19 protein-coding genes are annotated in these 17,778 nt (G+C 63.3%); 15 read left to right on the forward strand and 4 right to left on the reverse strand.

Annotation, left to right across the window (positions count from 1 at the left end):
• Positions 1–39 precede the first annotated feature (39 nt).
• The 13 genes from proB to MHK09_RS01715 all read left to right on the forward strand — a co-directional run bounded on the left by proB (position 40) and on the right by MHK09_RS01715 (position 11,563).
• On the forward strand, positions 40–1,272 hold the full coding sequence (gene proB, locus MHK09_RS01655; protein WP_250412474.1) for a glutamate 5-kinase: 1,233 nt from the start codon (positions 40–42) through the stop codon (positions 1,270–1,272).
• A 33-nt stretch (positions 1,273–1,305) separates the two neighbouring features.
• The gene (locus MHK09_RS01660; protein WP_250412475.1) at positions 1,306–2,235 is read left to right on the forward strand and encodes a D-isomer specific 2-hydroxyacid dehydrogenase family protein; all 930 of its coding nucleotides are present in this window, start codon (positions 1,306–1,308) and stop codon (positions 2,233–2,235) included.
• Positions 2,235–3,140 carry a D-isomer specific 2-hydroxyacid dehydrogenase family protein gene (locus MHK09_RS01665; protein ID WP_250412476.1) on the forward strand — a complete coding sequence of 302 codons (906 nt, stop codon included), beginning with the start codon at positions 2,235–2,237 and terminating at the stop codon, positions 3,138–3,140. Before MHK09_RS01660 ends, MHK09_RS01665 begins: the two co-directional genes overlap by 1 nt.
• A 97-nt stretch (positions 3,141–3,237) precedes the next feature.
• Positions 3,238–4,506 carry a glutamate-5-semialdehyde dehydrogenase gene (locus tag MHK09_RS01670; protein ID WP_250412477.1) on the forward strand — a complete coding sequence of 423 codons (1,269 nt, stop codon included), beginning with the start codon at positions 3,238–3,240 and terminating at the stop codon, positions 4,504–4,506.
• 23 nt (positions 4,507–4,529) lie between these two features.
• Complete coding sequence (nadD, locus tag MHK09_RS01675) at positions 4,530–5,147, forward strand: nicotinate-nucleotide adenylyltransferase (protein ID WP_179386870.1); 618 nt, start codon at positions 4,530–4,532, stop codon at positions 5,145–5,147.
• Positions 5,148–5,293: 146 nt separating this feature from the next.
• Entirely contained in the window at positions 5,294–5,737 is a 444-nt protein-coding gene (rsfS, locus tag MHK09_RS01680) for a ribosome silencing factor (protein ID WP_179387589.1), read from the forward strand.
• 6 nt (positions 5,738–5,743) lie between these two features.
• A complete protein-coding gene (locus MHK09_RS01685; protein ID WP_150850877.1) occupies positions 5,744–6,442 on the forward strand; it encodes a histidine phosphatase family protein in 699 nt (232 codons plus the stop codon).
• Positions 6,442–7,317 (forward strand): DegV family protein, encoded by an 876-nt coding sequence (locus tag MHK09_RS01690; RefSeq protein ID WP_250412478.1) that lies wholly within the window; start codon positions 6,442–6,444, stop codon positions 7,315–7,317. The genes MHK09_RS01685 and MHK09_RS01690 overlap by 1 nt, the downstream gene beginning before the upstream one ends.
• Before the next feature lie 99 nt (positions 7,318–7,416).
• Complete coding sequence (locus MHK09_RS01695; RefSeq protein WP_250412479.1) at positions 7,417–8,109, forward strand: ComEA family DNA-binding protein; 693 nt, start codon at positions 7,417–7,419, stop codon at positions 8,107–8,109.
• Positions 8,110–8,127: 18 nt separating this feature from the next.
• Entirely contained in the window at positions 8,128–9,540 is a 1,413-nt protein-coding gene (locus MHK09_RS01700; RefSeq protein ID WP_250412480.1) for a ComEC/Rec2 family competence protein, read from the forward strand.
• A 1-nt stretch (position 9,541) separates the two neighbouring features.
• A complete protein-coding gene (gene holA / locus MHK09_RS01705; protein ID WP_005324102.1) occupies positions 9,542–10,519 on the forward strand; it encodes a DNA polymerase III subunit delta in 978 nt (325 codons plus the stop codon).
• 10 nt (positions 10,520–10,529) lie between these two features.
• Positions 10,530–10,919, forward strand: coding sequence for an ankyrin repeat domain-containing protein (locus MHK09_RS01710; RefSeq protein ID WP_250412481.1), 390 nt, complete (start codon positions 10,530–10,532; stop codon positions 10,917–10,919).
• A complete protein-coding gene (locus tag MHK09_RS01715; protein ID WP_250412482.1) occupies positions 10,916–11,563 on the forward strand; it encodes a LysE family translocator in 648 nt (215 codons plus the stop codon). The genes MHK09_RS01710 and MHK09_RS01715 overlap by 4 nt, the downstream gene beginning before the upstream one ends.
• Here the strand turns inward: MHK09_RS01715 and MHK09_RS01720 are convergent.
• Positions 11,560–12,891: a type II restriction enzyme gene (locus tag MHK09_RS01720; protein ID WP_250412483.1), complete on the reverse strand. Its 1,332-nt coding sequence runs from the start codon at positions 12,889–12,891 to the stop codon at positions 11,560–11,562. The genes MHK09_RS01715 and MHK09_RS01720 overlap by 4 nt on opposite strands.
• Complete coding sequence (locus MHK09_RS01725; protein ID WP_250412484.1) at positions 12,884–13,726, reverse strand: DNA adenine methylase; 843 nt, start codon at positions 13,724–13,726, stop codon at positions 12,884–12,886. Before MHK09_RS01725 ends, MHK09_RS01720 begins: the two co-directional genes overlap by 8 nt.
• A 333-nt stretch (positions 13,727–14,059) precedes the next feature.
• Here MHK09_RS01725 and MHK09_RS01730 point away from each other — a divergent pair, with 333 nt between their 5' ends.
• Positions 14,060–14,638: a TetR/AcrR family transcriptional regulator gene (locus MHK09_RS01730; protein WP_285440129.1), complete on the forward strand. Its 579-nt coding sequence runs from the start codon at positions 14,060–14,062 to the stop codon at positions 14,636–14,638.
• A gap of 118 nt (positions 14,639–14,756) precedes the next feature.
• On the opposite strand, the gene rpsT is transcribed toward MHK09_RS01730, so the two are convergent.
• Together rpsT and MHK09_RS01740 are read right to left on the reverse strand one after the other, a co-directional pair.
• A complete protein-coding gene (gene rpsT / locus MHK09_RS01735) occupies positions 14,757–15,020 on the reverse strand; it encodes a 30S ribosomal protein S20 (RefSeq protein ID WP_005324114.1) in 264 nt (87 codons plus the stop codon).
• A gap of 224 nt (positions 15,021–15,244) precedes the next feature.
• Positions 15,245–15,781 carry a type II toxin-antitoxin system PemK/MazF family toxin gene (locus MHK09_RS01740; RefSeq protein ID WP_005324116.1) on the reverse strand — a complete coding sequence of 179 codons (537 nt, stop codon included), beginning with the start codon at positions 15,779–15,781 and terminating at the stop codon, positions 15,245–15,247.
• Positions 15,782–15,799: 18 nt separating this feature from the next.
• On the opposite strand from MHK09_RS01740, the gene lepA reads away from it, so the two are divergent.
• Complete coding sequence (lepA, locus tag MHK09_RS01745; RefSeq protein WP_005324118.1) at positions 15,800–17,650, forward strand: translation elongation factor 4; 1,851 nt, start codon at positions 15,800–15,802, stop codon at positions 17,648–17,650.
• The last annotated feature ends 128 nt before the right edge of the window (positions 17,651–17,778 follow it).

The raw sequence follows: 17,778 nt of genomic DNA on the forward strand, positions 1-17,778 counted from the left end.
GGGGTGTGCTGGAGGGTGGGCTTTGTAAACTCGGTTGGCATGTCTTCTGATGAACAGAAAGAACCCATCCTTCCGCTTCCGGTAGAGCCTTTTGACGGACCTACCGCTGATACCCCTTTCCCGGAGCCGCTCGATGAAAATCCGGTGGCGTCCGGTTTTGAATCGGATCTCCGCCACGACATCGCGCAGGCAAAGCGCGTGGTGGTCAAGATTGGTTCCTCTTCCCTCACGGATGAAAATTTCCGCGTTTCCCAGGAAAAGATCGATCACATCGTTGATGCCGTCCACGCGCGCATGGGCCGCTCCGATGTCATCATTGTCTCTTCCGGTGCGGTTGCCGCAGGTATGGGCCCGCTCGGCCTGCACCAGCGGCCCACCGATTTGGCTACCAAGCAGGCCTCCGCGTCCGTCGGCCAGGTGCATTTGGCCGCTGTGTGGGGCCAGTCCTTTGCGCGTTATAAGCGCACTATCGGCCAGGTCCTCCTCACCGCGTCCGATACCGGCCACCGCGACCGTGCCCGCAATGCGCAGCGCACCATCGATCGCCTGCGCCAGTTGCGCACCATCCCGATCGTGAACGAGAACGATGCGGTGGCGACGTCCGAGATGCACTTTGGCGATAACGACCGCCTCTCCGCGCTGGTGGCCAACCTGGTGGGCGCGGACGCGCTCTTCCTCTTCTCTGACGTGGATGGCCTCTACGATAAGAACCCAGCCGAGCCGGATGCCAAGTTCATCGATGAGGTGCGCACCGGCAAGGACCTGAAGGGCGTTGTTGCTGGCGATGGCGGCAAGGTCGGCACCGGCGGCATGGCCACCAAGGTCTCCGCGGCCCGCCTGGCTACCCGCGGCGGCATTCCAGTGCTGCTGACCTCCACGGATAATATTGGCCCCGCGCTTGCCGACGCCTCCGTGGGCACCGTCTTCCACACCCGCGAGGAACGCCAGCTATCCGCCTGGAAATTCTGGGCGCTCTACTGCGCCGATACCGGCGGGGCCGTCCGCCTCGATGAAGGCGCTAAGGAGGCCGTGACCAAGGGCGGAACGTCGCTGCTGGCCGTCGGCATTACCGATGTGCAAGGCGAGTTCACCAAGGGCGAAATCATCGACATCTTGGGTCCGAATGGTGAGGTCATCGGCCGCGGCGAGGTGCGCTTCGACTCCGAGGAGCTACACTCCATCAAGGGCAAGAAGATGGAAGAGCTTCCCGAGGAACAGCGCCGTTCCGTTGTCCACGCGGACTACCTCTCCAACTTCGCCTCCCGCATCTAAACCGAGGGCGGAGATTCCCCGTATGGTTGGGGCATGAAGTATTTCATGGGACCGGAAACCTGGCAGCCGATGGTAGAAGACATCGAGGCTGCTGGGCACCAACGCGTAAGCAACATCGAGGACGCCGAGGTCTATATCAATAATGCGCCCAACCCGCGCCGCATTCCGGAGATGCCGGCGAATATCGGCTGGGTGCAGCATTGTTTTACCGGCGTCAATCAGCTCATCGATGCAGGCGTCATCACCCCAGACGGCGTGCCATGGTGCAACTCCGCCGGCGCTTTTGCCCAGCCAGTGGCCGAGTCCGCACTCGGGCTGGCCCTTTCCCAGGCGCACCACCATAAGGCTTTCGCCCAAGCCGCTACCTGGTCGGTGGCCAAGGAGCTGGACGAGTCCCAGGCCTGGCTCTATGACCAGCAAGGACCGAAGAGGGTAGCGATCTTTGGCGCTGGGGGCATCGGCAAGCAGCTCATTAAGCTCCTGCAGCCCTTTGGCGTGCACATTACTGCGGTCAATCGCTCCGGCCGCGCGGTGGAGGGCGCCGATGAGGTCGTGCCCATGGACCAGGCCGAAAGCGTGTGGGGTGAAGCGGATTTTATTTTCTGCATTCTGCCGGCCACCAAGGACACCGAGGGGCTTATCGATGCCGCCACCTTCCGCGCCATGAAACCCTCCGCCATCTTTATCAACGTCGGCCGCGGCAGCACCGTGGTTACCGATGACCTTGTGGAAGCCTTGCGCAGCGGCGAAATCGCCGGCGCCGGCTTGGAGGTTATGGATCCCGAGCCGCTGCCCGATGGCCACCCGCTTTATGACCTACCCAATTGCACCATGACGCCGCACATGGCCGCCTCCGCGCACGTGGCGCAGTACCACCTGGGCGCTATCTTTAACGCCAATGCCGCGGCGTGGGAGAGGGGAGAGGCCATGCCCACCCGCGTCGATGCGGAGGCTGGCTACTAATGAAGTACGCGATGCTGCCCACCCCGTGGGAGGAAACCCTGCAGGCCCTCGATGCTGCCGGCCACGCGCGTGCCCCGCTGGAGGAGGCCGAGGTGCTCATCTTCAACGGCGGTCCAGATGATTTCCCACAGCCCCTGCCACCGAACGTGGGCTTGGTGCAGGTTCCTTTTGCCGGGGTGGACCATCTGCTCGAGGTCATGCGCGATACCACCGCTCGCTGGTCCAACGCGGCCGGGCTTTATGATGCCACCGTGGCCGAATCCACCATTGCGCTTCTGCTCGCGCAGTTGCATGCGCATAAGCGCGTGGGCACGAGCTGGAATAACCGCGATGAGGTGGAGGCGCACACCAGCTTCCTTTTTGAGGACAAGACGGTTGCGGTGGTGGGTGCCGGGGGCATCGGCAAGCGGCTTATCCGCATGCTAGAGGGCTTTGGCCCGCGCATCATTGCGGTCAATCGCTCCGGCAATCCGGTGGAGGGCGCCGATGAAACCTTCGCCACGGCCGACATCGAGCGCGTGTGGCCGGCCGCCGACTATTTTGTGGCGCTTGCGCCGCTCACGGACCAGACCCACCAGCTATTCGACGCCGCTGCCTTCCGCGCCATGCCGAACCACGCCGTGATTATCAATGTCGGCCGTGGGCCACTGGTGGATACCGATGCGCTGGTTGAAGCCCTGCGTGACGGCCACATCGCCGGCGCCGGCTTGGATGTCACCGACCCCGAGCCGCTGCCCGACGGGCACCCGCTATGGGAGATGCCCAACGTAGTCATCACCCCGCATCTGGCCAATCCGCCGTATTCGGTGCGCCGCCGCATCGGTGCGCATGCTGCAAAGGTCATGGAGCGCTTTGCCGCCGGTGAAGCAATCTCCACGGAAGTAGATATTGAAGCCGGCTACTGATGGATAGCCCCGGTAGCCGCGCTGACGATGGCCAGCTCAACCCCACCGCGGCTGAGGTCGCTGAAATGCGCGTGGCCTTTCGTTAGGCTGGTATGACATGAGCAACACTGAACGCGAAGAAGTTCTGTCCAAAGCCCGTGCTGCTAAGGACGTAGCGCCCGTCGTAGCGCAGCTGTCCACGCCGCGCAAGAACGAAATCTTGCAGCGCGCAGCCGAAAACCTCATTGCCCACACCGAGGATATCCTCGCCGCTAATAAGCAGGACATCGAAGCTGGCCGCGAGCGCGGCATGTCCGAGTCCCTCATTGACCGCCTGTCCCTCGACGCCGCGCGAGTCGAAGGCATCGCCGGTGGCCTGCGCCAGGTAGCCGGCCTGCAGGACCCAGTAGGGGAGATCCTGCAGGGCCGCACCATGGACAACGGCATTCAGATGAAGCAGGTGCGCGTTCCGCTCGGTGTCATGGGCATGGTCTATGAGGCCCGCCCGAATGTCACCGTGGACGCCTTCGGCCTGGCCATTAAGTCCGGTAACGTGCCGCTGTTGCGCGGTTCCAAGTCCGCACGCAACTCCAATGCCAAGCTGGTAGAAATCCTGCAGGATACCCTCACCGAGTTCGACCTTCCGCGCGAGGCCGTGCAGCTTCTGCCATGCGAGACCCACGATTCCGTCCAGGACCTCATCACTGCTCGCGGCCTGGTGGACCTGGTCATTCCGCGCGGTGGCGCCAAGCTTATTGAGGCCGTCGTCACCGGTGCCACCGTCCCAGCCATTGAGACCGGCACCGGCAACTGCCACTTCTACGTGGACGCCTCTGCGGACCTGAACAAGGCCATCGACATGGTCATCAACGGCAAGACCCGCCGCACCTCCGTGTGCAACTCCACGGAGTGCGTGCTTATCGACGCCGCCTTGGACGACTCTGCCAAGCTGCGCATCGTCACCGCGCTGCAGGAGGCGGGCGTGACCATCCACGGCGACGTCGCCGAGCTCGAGGCTTTCGGCGTTAAGGATGCCGTGCAGGCCACCGATGAGGACTGGCGCGAAGAGTCGCTGTCCATGGATATCTGCGCCAAGGTGGTCGACGGCGTCGACGGTGCCATTGCGCACATCGCCGAATTCACCACCGGCCACACCGAGGCCATCGCCGCGCAAGACGCCGACGTCCTAGTGAAGTTCGGCAACGAAGTGGATGCCGCTGCGGTCATGCTCAATGCCTCTACCGCCTTTACCGATGGCGAGGTCTACGGCATGGGTGCGGAAATCGGCATTTCCACCCAGAAGCTGCATGCCCGCGGCCCGATGGCACTTCCGGAGCTGACCTCTACCAAGTGGATCCTGCAGGGTACCGGTCAGACCCGCCCCTAGTAGTGCGACTATAATCACCACCCATGACTAGCCCACAGCGCATCGGCATCATGGGTGGCACTTTTGATCCCATCCACAATGGCCACTTGGTAGCGGCCAGCGAGGCTGCACACCGGTTTGCCCTCGATACCGTCGTCTTTGTTCCCACCGGCCAGCCGTGGCAAAAGTCCCACCGCGACGTCACCGCGGCCGAGCACCGCTACTTGATGACGATGGTGGCCACCGCATCCAACCCGCGCTTTACCGTCTCGCGCGTAGACATTGACCGCGAGGGGCCTACCTATACCATCGATACGCTGCGCGACCTGCGCGAACTCTTCCCGGAGGCGGAGTTTTATTTCATTACCGGTGCCGATTCGCTGGCATCCATCATGAGCTGGCATAACTGGGAAGAGATGCTGGAGATGGCGCACTTTGTGGGCGTTACCCGCCCCGGCTATGAGCTAAGCGCCGATATGCTGCCCTCCGATGCGCAGGAGGATATCGATCTTATTGACATTCCCGCGATGGCTATCTCTTCTACCGCTTGCCGCGAACGCGCCGCTCAAGGCCAGCCCGTGTGGTACCTCGTTCCGGATGGGGTGGTGCAGTACATCACCAAGAATAATCTCTACGGGCCCAACCCAGATAAGCCTTTGTAGAAACTTCCGCGGCCTTCCCAAGATTTTGGGCACGGGCCTGCTAAACGTGCAAGAATAGACTCTCAATAGAGATAGTTCATACCGAATATACTCAGACGCGAAAAGGGAATTTTTACACATTGTCTACTTCTGATCTCGCCCGCCGCATGGCAGAAACCGCGGCCCACGCCGCGCAAGAAAAGCTGGCCACCAATATCGCGGCCATTGATGTCTCCGATGTCCTCGCTATTACCGAGGTCTTCGTGCTCGCTTCTGCAGACAACGAGCGCCAGGTGGGCTCCATCGTGGATGAAGTCGAAGACGAAATGACCAAGCAAGGCTTCGAGCCGCAGCGCCGCGAAGGCAACCGCGAGAACCGTTGGGTGCTGCTGGATTATGGCAATATCGTCGTCCACGTTCAGCGCAATGACCAGCGCGAGTTCTACGGCCTAGACCGCCTGTACCACGATTGCCCGGCACTGGAGATCGAGGGCATCGAGGCCCCAGAGCGCCCGGGCGAATGGACCAATGGCGTTAACCCGCGCGAAGTCGATTCCATCGATGAGCTCCCACTGGCCGATAAGGTCCCTGGTGAGGACGAGGAGCTTTAAGCCCGCATGAGCCGCCGCCTGATCCTGATCCGCCACGGACAAACTACCTATAACGCCACCGGCCGCATGCAGGGCCACTTGGACACCGAGCTGTCCGAGCTAGGCTATGAGCAGGCCCGCGCCGCCGGGCGCCTGCTGCAGGATCAGGGCGTGTCTAAAATCGTCGCCTCCGACCTCCTCCGCGCGCGCGAAACTGCGCGCGTGGTCGCCGAGGCCCTTGGCGTGGAATTCACCACGGATGCCCGCCTACGCGAGACGCACCTAGGCCAGTGGCAGGGAAGAACCTCCGCCGAAGTAGATGCCGAGTTCCCTGGCGCACGCGCCATTTGGCGCCATGACCCCACCTGGGCGCCGCCGCAGGGCGAATCCCGCGTGGATGTGGCCGAGCGCGCCCGCCCCGTCATCGATGAGCTCATGGCAGACTTCGCCGGCTGGGACCACGGCCCCGTCCTCATCGTGGCCCATGGCGGCGCTATCTCGGCGCTGACCTGCCACCTGCTGGGCCTGGACCATGCGCAGTACGGAATCCTTTCCGGCCTGAAGAATACGCACTGGTCACAGCTGACGGCCCGCCCTGATTTCAACCCGGAAACCCCGCTGTCCTCCTTGGAGTTCACCCCAGACAATGTGGGCAGCGCCCAGTGGTATTTCGACGGCTGGAATATGGGCGGCGAGGTCACCGGGGACGGCGGGGCGGATATCTAGTGGCGGTTCGCGTCATTACGGATTCCTCCGCGGGCCTGCCGCCTGAGCTGGCGGAGCAGCTATCCATCACCATCATTGACCTGCACCTTATGGAAAGCCACGGCAAGGATGGCCTGGAGCGCTCCACCTCGGGCTTGAGCGCGCTGGAGTTGGCTGCCGCCTATGGCCGCGAAATGGAGCGTGCCCAGGATGATGGCGTGGTGGCCATTCACCTGTCCAAAGAGCTATCTTCCACCTATTCCGCCGCGGTATCCGCCTCCGGCGTCTTTCCGCACACAGTGCGGGTAATTGACTCCGGTTCGGCCGGTATGGCCATGGGCGCGGCCGCCATGTCCGCGGCTAAGCTCGCCTCCCGCGGCGCCAGCTTGGACGAGTGCTACGCCGCGGCCATCGATACCCTCTCACGCGCGGCTACCTGGGTTTACCTGCATTCCACGGAGGACCTGCGCCGCTCTGGCCGCCTTTCCCCGGCCACGGCTGTGCTGTCTACGGCGCTGTTGGCCACCAAGCCGATTATGTCGATTACCCGTGGCAAGCTGGAGCTGGTGGGCAAGACCCGCACCCAGACCAAGGCTTTTACCAAGCTGGTGGACCTCATCGCCTCCCGCGCGGACGGTGAGCCGGCCTTTATCGCCATCCAGCACAACCAGGCCGAAGACGCGGCCGCCAAGTTGGAGGCGCTCCTTGCAGCGGCGCTGCCGCAGGGTTCGTCCTTCATTTGCACTCCGCTTAACGACGTCCTCTCTGTCCACGCCGGCCCCTCCGCCATTGGCGTCTCCGCCGTGTTTAGCTCCGAGCCGCCCACCGAACCGGCACATTCTCACACACGTGGTCGACCCCGCGCCTTCCCGCCGCGCCGATCTGTGGATAACTAGGCCCACCGCGCCGGGTTCGTGGACGCCCACAACAAGTTATCCACAGGCTACCTTCGCTCGACCTACCGCTTAATTGCGCCTGCGCTTAGCCTCAGCGCCATGGCGGCACCCAAGATCAGCGAACGACTCCGCGAATTTACCCAACCCACCGGCGAGGAAGAGCTCCTCGCCGTCGATTACCCGCGCCCGCGACTGCGCATCAGCCCTTGGCAGGCTTGCGCCGTGGCGGTCATTCTCGTTATCGGCGTGGTGGTCTGGCTCGGCATCAATGCACGCTCGGACGAATCCTCCGGCATGCCCGAGCCCGCGGCATTAAGCGATGCCCCTAGCGAGGAGCCCAGGGAAATCATCGTCTCGGTCATCGGCGAAGTTGCAGAGCCCGGGCTGAAAACACTCGAGCCCGGCGCGCGTGTGGCCGATGCCCTCGACGCCGCCCAGCCGCTACCAGGCGCCGAGACTATGGCTCTCAACCATGCGCAGCGGCTTTCCGACGGCCAACAGCTCCACATTCTGCCCTCCGGCGCCGCCCCAGCTCCCGCACCCGGCGAACCTACCCCAGCCGGGGACAACCCCAGCAGTCCCGGTGGCAGCGCTAGCGGCAGCGGCGTGAGCCTCAATAGCGCCACCGCCGAGGAGCTCACCGAACTCAAGGGCGTCGGCGAGGTGACCGCGCAGGCCATCGTGGCCTACCGCGAGGAGCACGGCGGTTTCAAGGATGTAGAAGAGCTCCTCGAGGTCTCCGGCATCGGCCCGGCGAAGCTGGCGCAGCTCAAAGACCAGGTCCAGCTCTAACCCGAGCTCGAGCGTGCGATGCGAGAACTGCGGCTCGTCCCCGGCGCGGCCACCGCTTGGCTGGCCGTCATCGCCGTGCTGCTCGCCGGCCGCGGCTGGGCCATCGCACTCATCGCGGTCGTCGTCGCGCTGTGCCTCATTGCCCGTCAATGGGGCCAAGCGCTCTTTTGCGGGGCGGTCGCTGGGGGTGCGGCGCTCGTCGCCGCGGTGCGCCAGGCTCGCGCCGCCGCCTTCGACCTCGGCAGCGAAGTCACCGGGCGCCTTGTCACTGCACCAACGCAGACCAGTACGGGCGGCTGGCTGCTCAAGCTCAAGGTTCCGGGATACCCGACCCAGCTGCCGGTCTTTAGCCCAGAACCAGTCCCAGCGGCCGCTGGCACCGAGGTTACGGCCAGGGTAAGGGTAGGGGAGTCGGATAGGGCGGGCGTCGGAAAGCTTAGCGCCAATGCCACCGACGTGCAGGTAACCGCCGAACCCGAAGGCCTGGCCGGCTGGGCGGCCGAGGTGGCCGAGAATTTCCGCGCGCTGGTACTCGATACCGTCGGTCCTTCCAGCCAGGGCCTTATCCCCGGCATGGTACTCGGCGATACCGCGCTGCAAGATACCGCCGAGCGTGACCTGTATATCGCCACCGGGCTCTCCCACTTGAGTGCTGTATCCGGCGCCAATGTGGCCATAGTCTGCTCCGCCGCGGCCGTGGTCTGCGCCGCCTTCGCGCTCGGGCCCCGCGCCCGCGTGGCCGCTTCCCTGTGCGCCCTTGCCACCTATGTTCTGCTTGTGGGCTTCGAACCCTCCGTCCAGCGCGCGGCCGTCGCCGGGGTAGTGGGGCTGCTTGCTGTGCTCAATTCCACCCGCATGGAGCCCATCCATGCCTTAAGCCTCGGCATCATCGCGCTGCTCTTTGTGGATTCCGACCTCGCCGTGCACTTCGGCTTCGCCCTATCCTGTGCGGCGACGCTCGGCATCGTGGCGCTGAGCCCGCTCATCTATAAGCACTTGGCCGTGACCGGCTGGCCCGCCATCTTCCTGCGCGCGGTTGCCGTGGCCATCGCGGCCGATATCGTCACCCTGCCGCTGGTAGCACTCATGTCCGGTGAGGTATCCGTCGTTTCCGTGCTGGCCAATATCCTGGTCGAGCCTGCCACCGTGCCGATTACCATCGTGGGGCTTTTCGCCGCCATCTTTGCCCAGCTCGGCCCGCTCGATGTGCTGGGCGCCGGCCTGCTGCGCCTCATCGAGCCCTTCTCCTGGTGGATTAATACCATCGCCCACGGCGTGGCCCACCTACCCGTAGTCACCATCCCCGCCAACCCGCTTTTTACGCTGCTTGCCTACGCCTGGATCATCGCCGGCCTCCTCTATCACCGCCCGTGGCTCACCTTGGCGCTGACGCTGGCGGGCATCGCCTGGCTCGGCCTGGCCGCAGGCTAGAATGGCGGGCATGCCTCCAGTACACCTCATCCTCGGCGACGATGAATTCCTCACCGAACGCGCCCGCCTGCAGATTCAGCGCGCCGCGGCCGAGGAGAGCGGCCCCACCGGTGCTCGGCCCGAGCTGACGAAGCTCAAGGCCTCCGAGGTCTCTGAAGGCGAAATCCTCGAGGCCACCAGCCCGTCGCTCTTTGGCGATAACCGCGTCATCGTCATCAGCGACTGCGAGCGCGCCGGCAAAGAAGTAGTCGATATCATCCTGCGCGCCTGCGCCAACCCCGCGCCGGGCATGACCATGGTCATCATCTACTCCGTGACGGCCAAGACGCTGAAGAAAAAGAAGAAGCAGCCCGAGCTCGTGGCCAAGCTGCGCAAGATTGCTGAGGTCCACGAGGTCTTCTCGCTCTACCCCAATGAGCTGGGCCAGTGGGCCACCCGCGAATTTTCCAGCCACGGCGTGCGCCCCACCCCGGACGTTATCCACGCCGTGCTCGAGGGCGTGGGCTCTGACCTGCGCGAGCTGGCTTCGGCCATCTCTCAGTTGGTCTCCGACACCGGCGGCAACGTTACCCGCGAAGCGGTGCAAAACTACTACGTCGGCGTGGCCGAGGTGGCCAATTGGGACATTGCCGACGCCGCCGTCGCCGGCCGCGTCGAAGCCGCCGTATCCACCTGCCGCCGCGCCCTCCAGCTGGGCGCGAGCCCCGTGGCGATTGCCGCCGCGTTGGCCAATAAGGTCGGCGCCGTCGCCCGCCTCTACTCCGCGCGCGGGGACCAGTATTCGCTGGCGAGCCAAACCGGTCTGGCACCCTACGTGGTCAAAATGACCCAGCCCGTGGCCCGCCGCTGGTCCGCCGATAATGTCACCAAGGCGGTTATCCTCGTCTCCGAGCTCGATGCCGCCGTCAAAGGGCAAGGCGGCGAGCCCGAATTCGCCATAGAGGCGGCCGTCAAACGCGTCGCGGAACTGGCGCGATAAGCTAGAAACCATGTCTGAGACGCAAGTGCAAGAATTCGCCGGTCGACTCTTCGACATGGCGCGCGAGGGCAACCTGGACCTCCTCGCCTATATCGACCACGGCGTAAATATCGACCTCGTTAACCACGAAGGCCAGTCCTTTATTATGCTCGCTGCCTATCACGGCCACGCCGAGCTGGTTACCGCACTTGCCCGCGCCGGCGCGGACGTCAACCAGCTCAATGACCGCGGCCAGTCCCCACTGGCCGGTGCCATCTTCAAGAAGGAAGACGCGGTTATCGACGCCCTCCTTTCCGCCCACGCCGACCCCGCCGCCGGCCATCCCTCCGCGCTGGATTCCGCCCGCATGTTTGGCCGCGACGACCTTCTCCCGCGGCTCGAAAGCGAGGCGGGGGAGTGACCTGGACATCCTTCTTCACCCTGTTGCTGATGAACCTGGTGGGCGTCGCCTCGCCGGGACCGGACATCATTTTGGTGACCCGCTACGCCACCCGCTCGCGCCGCCACGCCATTGCCGCGGCCGCCGGCATCCAGATCGGCGTGCTCTTTTGGAGCGCCGCCACCGTCTTTGGCGCCGCCGCGCTGCTGACGGCCTTCCCGGAAATCCTCGGCGCGGTCCAGGCCATCGGAGGCTGCTTTTTGGTGTTTATGGGAACCCGCGCGTTGCGCAGCGGCATCGCCCAGCGCGCCAATCCACCGGTAGACCTTGAAGACGCCGCCGCCCAGCTCGGCCGCCTGCGCACCGCCTTCAAGGTCGGCCTAGCCACTAATATGTCCAACCCAAAAATCGTGCTCTTCCTCGCCGCGATGATCGCCCCGCTGCTTCCGGCTAGCCCACCCATCTGGTTGGCCATTGCGCTGACACTCTCGCTCTCGCTGTCGGCCTTCCTCTTCTTCCTCGTCGTCGCCACGGTAATTTCCACCAATGCCGTGCGCCGCAAGCTCATCGCCGCCGGCCCGTGGATCGACATCGGCTCTGGCCTCTTCTTCATCATCGCCGGCATCGTCCTCATCATCTCCGGCGGGCAGAACCTGCTGGCTTAAAACAGGCGCGGCGTACCCTCAGCTACCGTGTCCAGCACCCACTGGGTCCAGCGAGCGACGGTGGAGGCGCGCCGCCGGGACGTCGCCAAGCTCAGCCCCAGCCCCTCCATGGCCGCACAAATCTCCGCGGTGCTAGCCACCGCGCCGCGGGCCAAGCTGAGCTCCAGCACCTCGCGGAAAACCCGCCGCGCCGCCAGCGCCCGTATGAGCGCCGCATTCCGGGCGTCGCGCTGCGGCTGCTCGATAACCCGCCGCCCGTGCTCCGTCGGCTCCCACGTGTCCTCCACCGGCTCCGCCAGGCCCAGGTAGCGCGCGGCGTTGGCATAATAATCCGCCTGGCGCGGGTCGAAATCATAGCGCTGGGTAATCTCCGCCTTGCTCAGCGGCTGCAGGGCGATGAGCTCCAGCAGGTTGACCACCCGCTCGAAACTATTGGCCTGGGGGAAGGGCACGGCCGGCTCGGGATCGGGCTCCACCGCCCGCACAATGTCGAGCGCCGCCTGCGCGTCCAGGGTCGAGGCGGACAGCGCGTAGCGGGCACTATCAACCAGCGCAATGCTGCGAAAATCCGCCGGGTCCCGAAATTCATAGCGGTACAGGTGGAAAATACCATTGGAATACACCAGGTAAACCGGCACGACATCCTTGGCCAGGCGCTGCTGGAACCGGCGATACGGAAAATATAGCTGCCGGATATTGAAATCGTCCGAAAGGTGGTTCTTCGCCTCCACCAGCACCAGGTGCTCGAGCGATTCGAAGCCGCCGTCGATCTCCATCTGCGCGCGGTCCACCGCCACATCCACGCCCAAGTCCGGCAGCCGCACCTTAAGCCCGCGCGTGGACATGCGCCCGGCCACCGTCGCCTGCAATGGCCCGCATCCCAAAAAATTTTCCAGCATCCCGCTTGCCGACGCCCCATTTAACGCCACCGCCTCCGAGCTCACCCCCTCCAACGAGAGTGTGTCCAGACCTGCCGGCAGCTCCAGCGTGCGTACCTCGCCGCGCTGCGTTTCTGGAAACCGCTCGTAGAGGTTGAACCGGCCCACCAGGTATTCGCTGCGGCTGACCGGCACGATTCCCAGCTGGAGACGCTGAAAGATCCACGGCCGCGACGTAGAAAAATCATGCTTGGCCATCAGCCGCGGCTGCCGGCCCGAAAGCCGTTCTAGCTCCCGCGCGCCGATATAGAAATACCCGCGCCGCTCCAGCTCCGCGTCGTATCCTGCCGCCAGGATGCGCAGCCAGCCCCAGTCATTGACGCCGAGCTTCACCGTTTCTGGCACACCAAAGCGCGCCCGCAGCTCCTGCGCTTCCGGCCCGCTAGTCACCGCGGACCTCGTAGTTGCGCACCAGGACCTCGTCGACCTTGCCCCGCTTCGAACCAACGGAGTTAATCGCCCGCGTCGCGCCCACGATGCCTACTTCATAGTCCGCATAGAGCTCGCGGATGAACTCGGTGGCCGAATTAGACAACAGGAACTTCACCCCGCGCCTATCCAAGTCATCGCAGACCTCTTTGAGGCGCTCTTGCTCCGCACGGTCAAAGCCGCCCTTTTGGTAGCCGGTAAACGAACTCGTCACGTTCACCGGGTCATAGGGCGGGTCAAAGTAGACAAAATCTCCTTCGCGCGCCTCTGCTACCGCCGCGGCGAAATCACCCTGCGAGAAGGCCACATCATTGTCCGCAAAATAGCGGTGCACCGCGCGCAGCGTGTCCTCATCGCAGATGGTGGGATTCTTATAACGCCCAAACGGGGCATTAAATTGGCCGGCCGCGTTCACGCGGTACAGGCCGTTATAGCAGGTGCGATTCAGATACAACGTTCGCGCGGCGCGCTCGACGGGGGAGAGGGCGGCAAACCTGTGGGCATCCCGGTCCACTGCGCGCAGCGCATAGAAAAACTCTGCCTCATTGGGGTAGCCCGCGAGTTCCTCAATGAGCTCATCGACGCCGCCGCGCACCACCTCATAGAGGTTGATGAGCTCACCATTGAGATCGTTGACCCGTGCGCTGGCCGGTTCGAGAGAGAAAAGCACCGCACCGCCACCAATGAAGGGTTCATAAAATCGCCGCGGGGCCTCCGCCGGCAGGGCGGCGTGGATATGCGGCAAGAGCTGGCGCTTCCCGCCCGCCCATTTCACCAGTGGCTTAACGTTTTTCATCGTTGACTCATCTTAGCCGCCCCACCGGACACGAGCACCATCGGGCTTTCGAACGCACGAGCGGATAAGGTGTGGGACCGGCCGCGCGAGCGTGGCGGCCTGGTTGTCCAACGTCACAGTTTTCCTGATTAGTGCCATGACGGGCGCAAACTCGCCGCCGCGTAGGCGGGGAATTCCCGCGAAGCGCATGGCGGTTTCCCTGACCGAATATAAGGTAATAAAATCGCCCCAAAATCCCTTAGTTTGTAGGCAAAATAGAATTTCCTCACAATTCTTTAGGGAGAAAGAAAAGATACTGAAGCTTAAAGGGCGTCGGGACAGAAAGGGGCATTTATGCCGCGTATATCAAAAATCCGAGTCGCTGCGCTCAACCTCGTCATCCAGAGAGGTTATGACGGGTTCACCATGGAGGAACTCGCACACGAGGTAGGCGTTTCCCGCCGTACCCTTTTCAATCACATAAAAGACAAAGAATCGGCAGTTTTAGGCCCCGAATTTTCGGAGGAAGTAGAGAGCCAATTCCAGAATTTCGCCGCCGGATTACCCACCGGAAGCCTGCGCGAAGATTCCGAAATCATGGCCATGGCCGAATTCAACCGTGCCGTAGGCAATGAGTTCTTCCCCGAAATTTCCCAGCTCACGGCCCAGGCACTGGCAAAGGACACGAAGCTGCGCGCCCTGTACTGCCAGCGCAATAGCCGCATCATTCAGCGCGTCCGCCAGGCGGTACAGGCCCGTGAGGGTTGGAAGTCCTCCGATCCGCGCCTCACGCCGACCGTCAACATTATCTACACCCAGTTGCTGACCGCCTATGAGACCTTTGTGGAAACCCGTGGCGGCACTTCGCTTGCCGACGCCTTCCACAACGCCGGCGCCATCTTCGAAGACTACTTCAACGACGAACTGGCCTAAGCGCCCCGCCTAAGTCTCACCGGCCCTGCCTGCCGGTTCCGCCGCCCAAAATAAGCTAAGAAAATCCCCCGGGCGCGCTCCGTAGAGCGCGACCGGGGGATAATCTGTGCAATGGCTCTTAGTCCATCTTGTTGAACGCGGAAGCCATGCCGGACTTCTTGTTGGCTGCGGTGTTGCGGTGGAAGACACCCTTGGACACGGACTTGTCCAGGGCGCGGGATGCCACGCGCAGCTGCTTCTCAGCAGCAGCCTTGTCGCCAGCGGCAACGGTCTCGCGGAACTTGCGGATCTCGGTACGGACGGCGGAGCGAACGGACTTGTTACGCTGACGTGCCTTCTCGTTGGTGATAACGCGCTTCTGCTTGGACTTGATATTTGCCATGAAAAATACCTCTTAGTAATCGAAAGTGATTGACATAGAAACCGACCTACTCGGACTACTCCCGCGGCCAGCATTCACTGGCGCTCGGCGCTGGTATTCGAAGAGCGAACCCAAGGTCCTGCCCGCCCCGACCAGTGCGCCCGGCAAGTAAGTAACCAACACACAATAGCAGTACCGAACCCGACCTGCCAAAACTCTCCCCGTGGCCGCCGGCCGCGCGGCGGCTAGGCCCAGTGGTAGCGCGCCCGCAACCTATTCGCGATTCGTTCGAATCTGCGTTCCGGAAAAAGCGTGCCTTGCCGGCGCACCTGCTCCTCGGATACCTCGAGCAGGCGGTCGAGGCGCACCCAGCAATCGCACCCGGACTCGTCCCACTCGCCGGAACCGATTTCCAGCCAGGCGTCGTCAAGCGCATGCTTTGGGTTGGGGGAGATAAGCAACCCCATCACCGTGGTGCGGGTGCGGCCCACGACCAAAATGGCGCGCTCGCGCGGCGGAGACTGCTTTCCCTCGGCCGGCACCCACACCCAGACCACCTCGCCGGAATCGGCCTGGCCGTCCATATCGGGGGAGAAAAATATGGAGCGGGGGTGGGAGGCGGTGGCCTCTACCCGGATATCGGCGGCCTTGCGCGGCTCGTGGAACTCATCCGACCTATCCAGCCCCAACCGGGAATTAATGCGGCTCAGGCCGGTGTCTATCGGCTCGCGCTCGCTGATTCCCAGCGCTTGGCGCAGACGGGTGAGCATGGCGCTTTTCATGTCGACTATTGTAGACGTATGTCTGAAAACTTTGCGGCCACGACGTTTACGGATCCCGCCCGAATCCGAAACTTCTGCATTATTGCTCACATCGACCACGGCAAGTCGACGCTGGCGGACCGCATCCTGCAGCTATCCAAGGTGGTTGCGGAGCGCGATATGCGTGACCAGTTCCTCGATAATATGGACATCGAGCGCGAGCGCGGCATCACCATTAAGGCGCAGAACGTGCGCCTGCCGTGGGTGCCCCAGTCCGGCACCGCGCAGGGGGAGCAGATTGTCATGCAGATGATCGATACCCCCGGCCACGTGGACTTTACTTACGAGGTCTCCCGCGCGCTCGAGGCGTGTGAGGGCGCTATCCTGCTTGTCGACGCCGCCCAGGGCATCGAAGCCCAAACCCTCGCTAACCTCTACCTGGCGATGGAAAACGACCTGGAAATCATCCCGGTCCTCAATAAAATCGACCTGCCGGCCGCCGACCCGGAAAAATACGCGCTGGAAATCGCTAATATCATCGGCTGCGAGCCGGAAGAGGTGCTGCGCGTGTCGGGCAAGACCGGCGAGGGCGTGGTCGAGCTGCTGGACAAGGTCTGCGAGCTAGTACCGCCGCCGTCTTCTGAATTCGACGCCGATGCGCCGGCCCGCGCCATGATTTTTGACTCCGTCTATGACACCTACCGCGGCGTGGTGACCTATATCCGCATGGTGGACGGCAAGCTCACCCCGCGCCAGAAGGTCACCATGATGTCGACCAACGCCAACCATGAGCTGCTGGAAATCGGCATCGTCTCGCCCACGATGCAAAAGTGCGAAGGCTTGGGACCTGGCGAGGTGGGCTACCTCATCACCGGCGTAAAGGACGTCCGCGAGACCAAGGTGGGCGATACCGTCACCTGGTCCAACGGCGGCGCCGAAACCCCACTCAAGGGCTACAAAGACCCGGACCCGATGGTCTACTCTGGCCTTTTCCCCATTTCCCAGGCCGACTTCCCGGACCTGCGCGATGCCCTGGAAAAGCTGCAGCTTAACGACGCCTCCTTGACCTTCGAGCCCGAAACCTCCGTCGCCCTCGGCTTTGGTTTCCGCTGCGGCTTCTTGGGCCTGTTGCACATGGAAATCACCCGCGACCGCTTGGAGCGCGAGTTCGGCCTCGACCTGATTTCCACCGCGCCATCGGTAACCTACCGCGTGGTGGCTGAAGACGGCGAGGAAAAGTGGGTCCACAACCCGTCTGACTGGCCGGAAGGAAAGCTCAATGAGGTCTATGAGCCCGTGGTGAAGATGACCGTCATCGTGCCCGAGCAGTTCGTCGGCCCCACCATGGAGTTGTGCCAGTCCAAGCGCGGCCAGATGGGCGGCATGGACTACCTTTCCGAGGACCGCGTTGAGCTGCGCTACACCATGCCGCTCGGCGAAATCATCTTCGACTTCTTCGATATGCTCAAGTCCCGCACCAAGGGCTACGCTTCGCTGAACTATGAAGAGGCCGGCGAGCAGCTCGCGGACTTGGTAAAGGTCGACATCTTGCTCAACGGCGACCCGGTCGACGCCTTTTCTGCCATTGTCCACCGCGATTCCGCCCAGTGGTACGGCAATAAGATGACCAAGAAGCTCAAGGAGCTCATCCCGCGCCAGCAGTTCGAGGTGCCCGTCCAGGCGGCCATCGGCTCGAAGATCATCGCTCGCGAAAACATCCGCGCTATGCGCAAGGACGTGCTGGCTAAGTGCTACGGCGGCGATATCTCCCGTAAGCGCAAGCTGCTGGAGAAGCAGAAGGCCGGTAAGAAGCGCATGAAGACGCTGGGCTCCGTCTCGGTGCCGCAGGAGGCCTTCGTGGCCGCGCTGTCTACCGACGCCGACGATTAATCCACCCAAGCACGCCGAACCCACCTCGCAGCCGCGCCTTGGTTGCGAGGTCGAGTCCAGCGGTAGTCTTCTGCGGCAGGCTTGAGCGCCCACGCCGCACCCACGCCGCGCCCGGCCCGTACGGTCGG

The organism is Corynebacterium tuberculostearicum, from assembly GCF_022347235.1.
Taxonomy (GTDB): domain Bacteria; phylum Actinomycetota; class Actinomycetes; order Mycobacteriales; family Mycobacteriaceae; genus Corynebacterium; species Corynebacterium tuberculostearicum_F.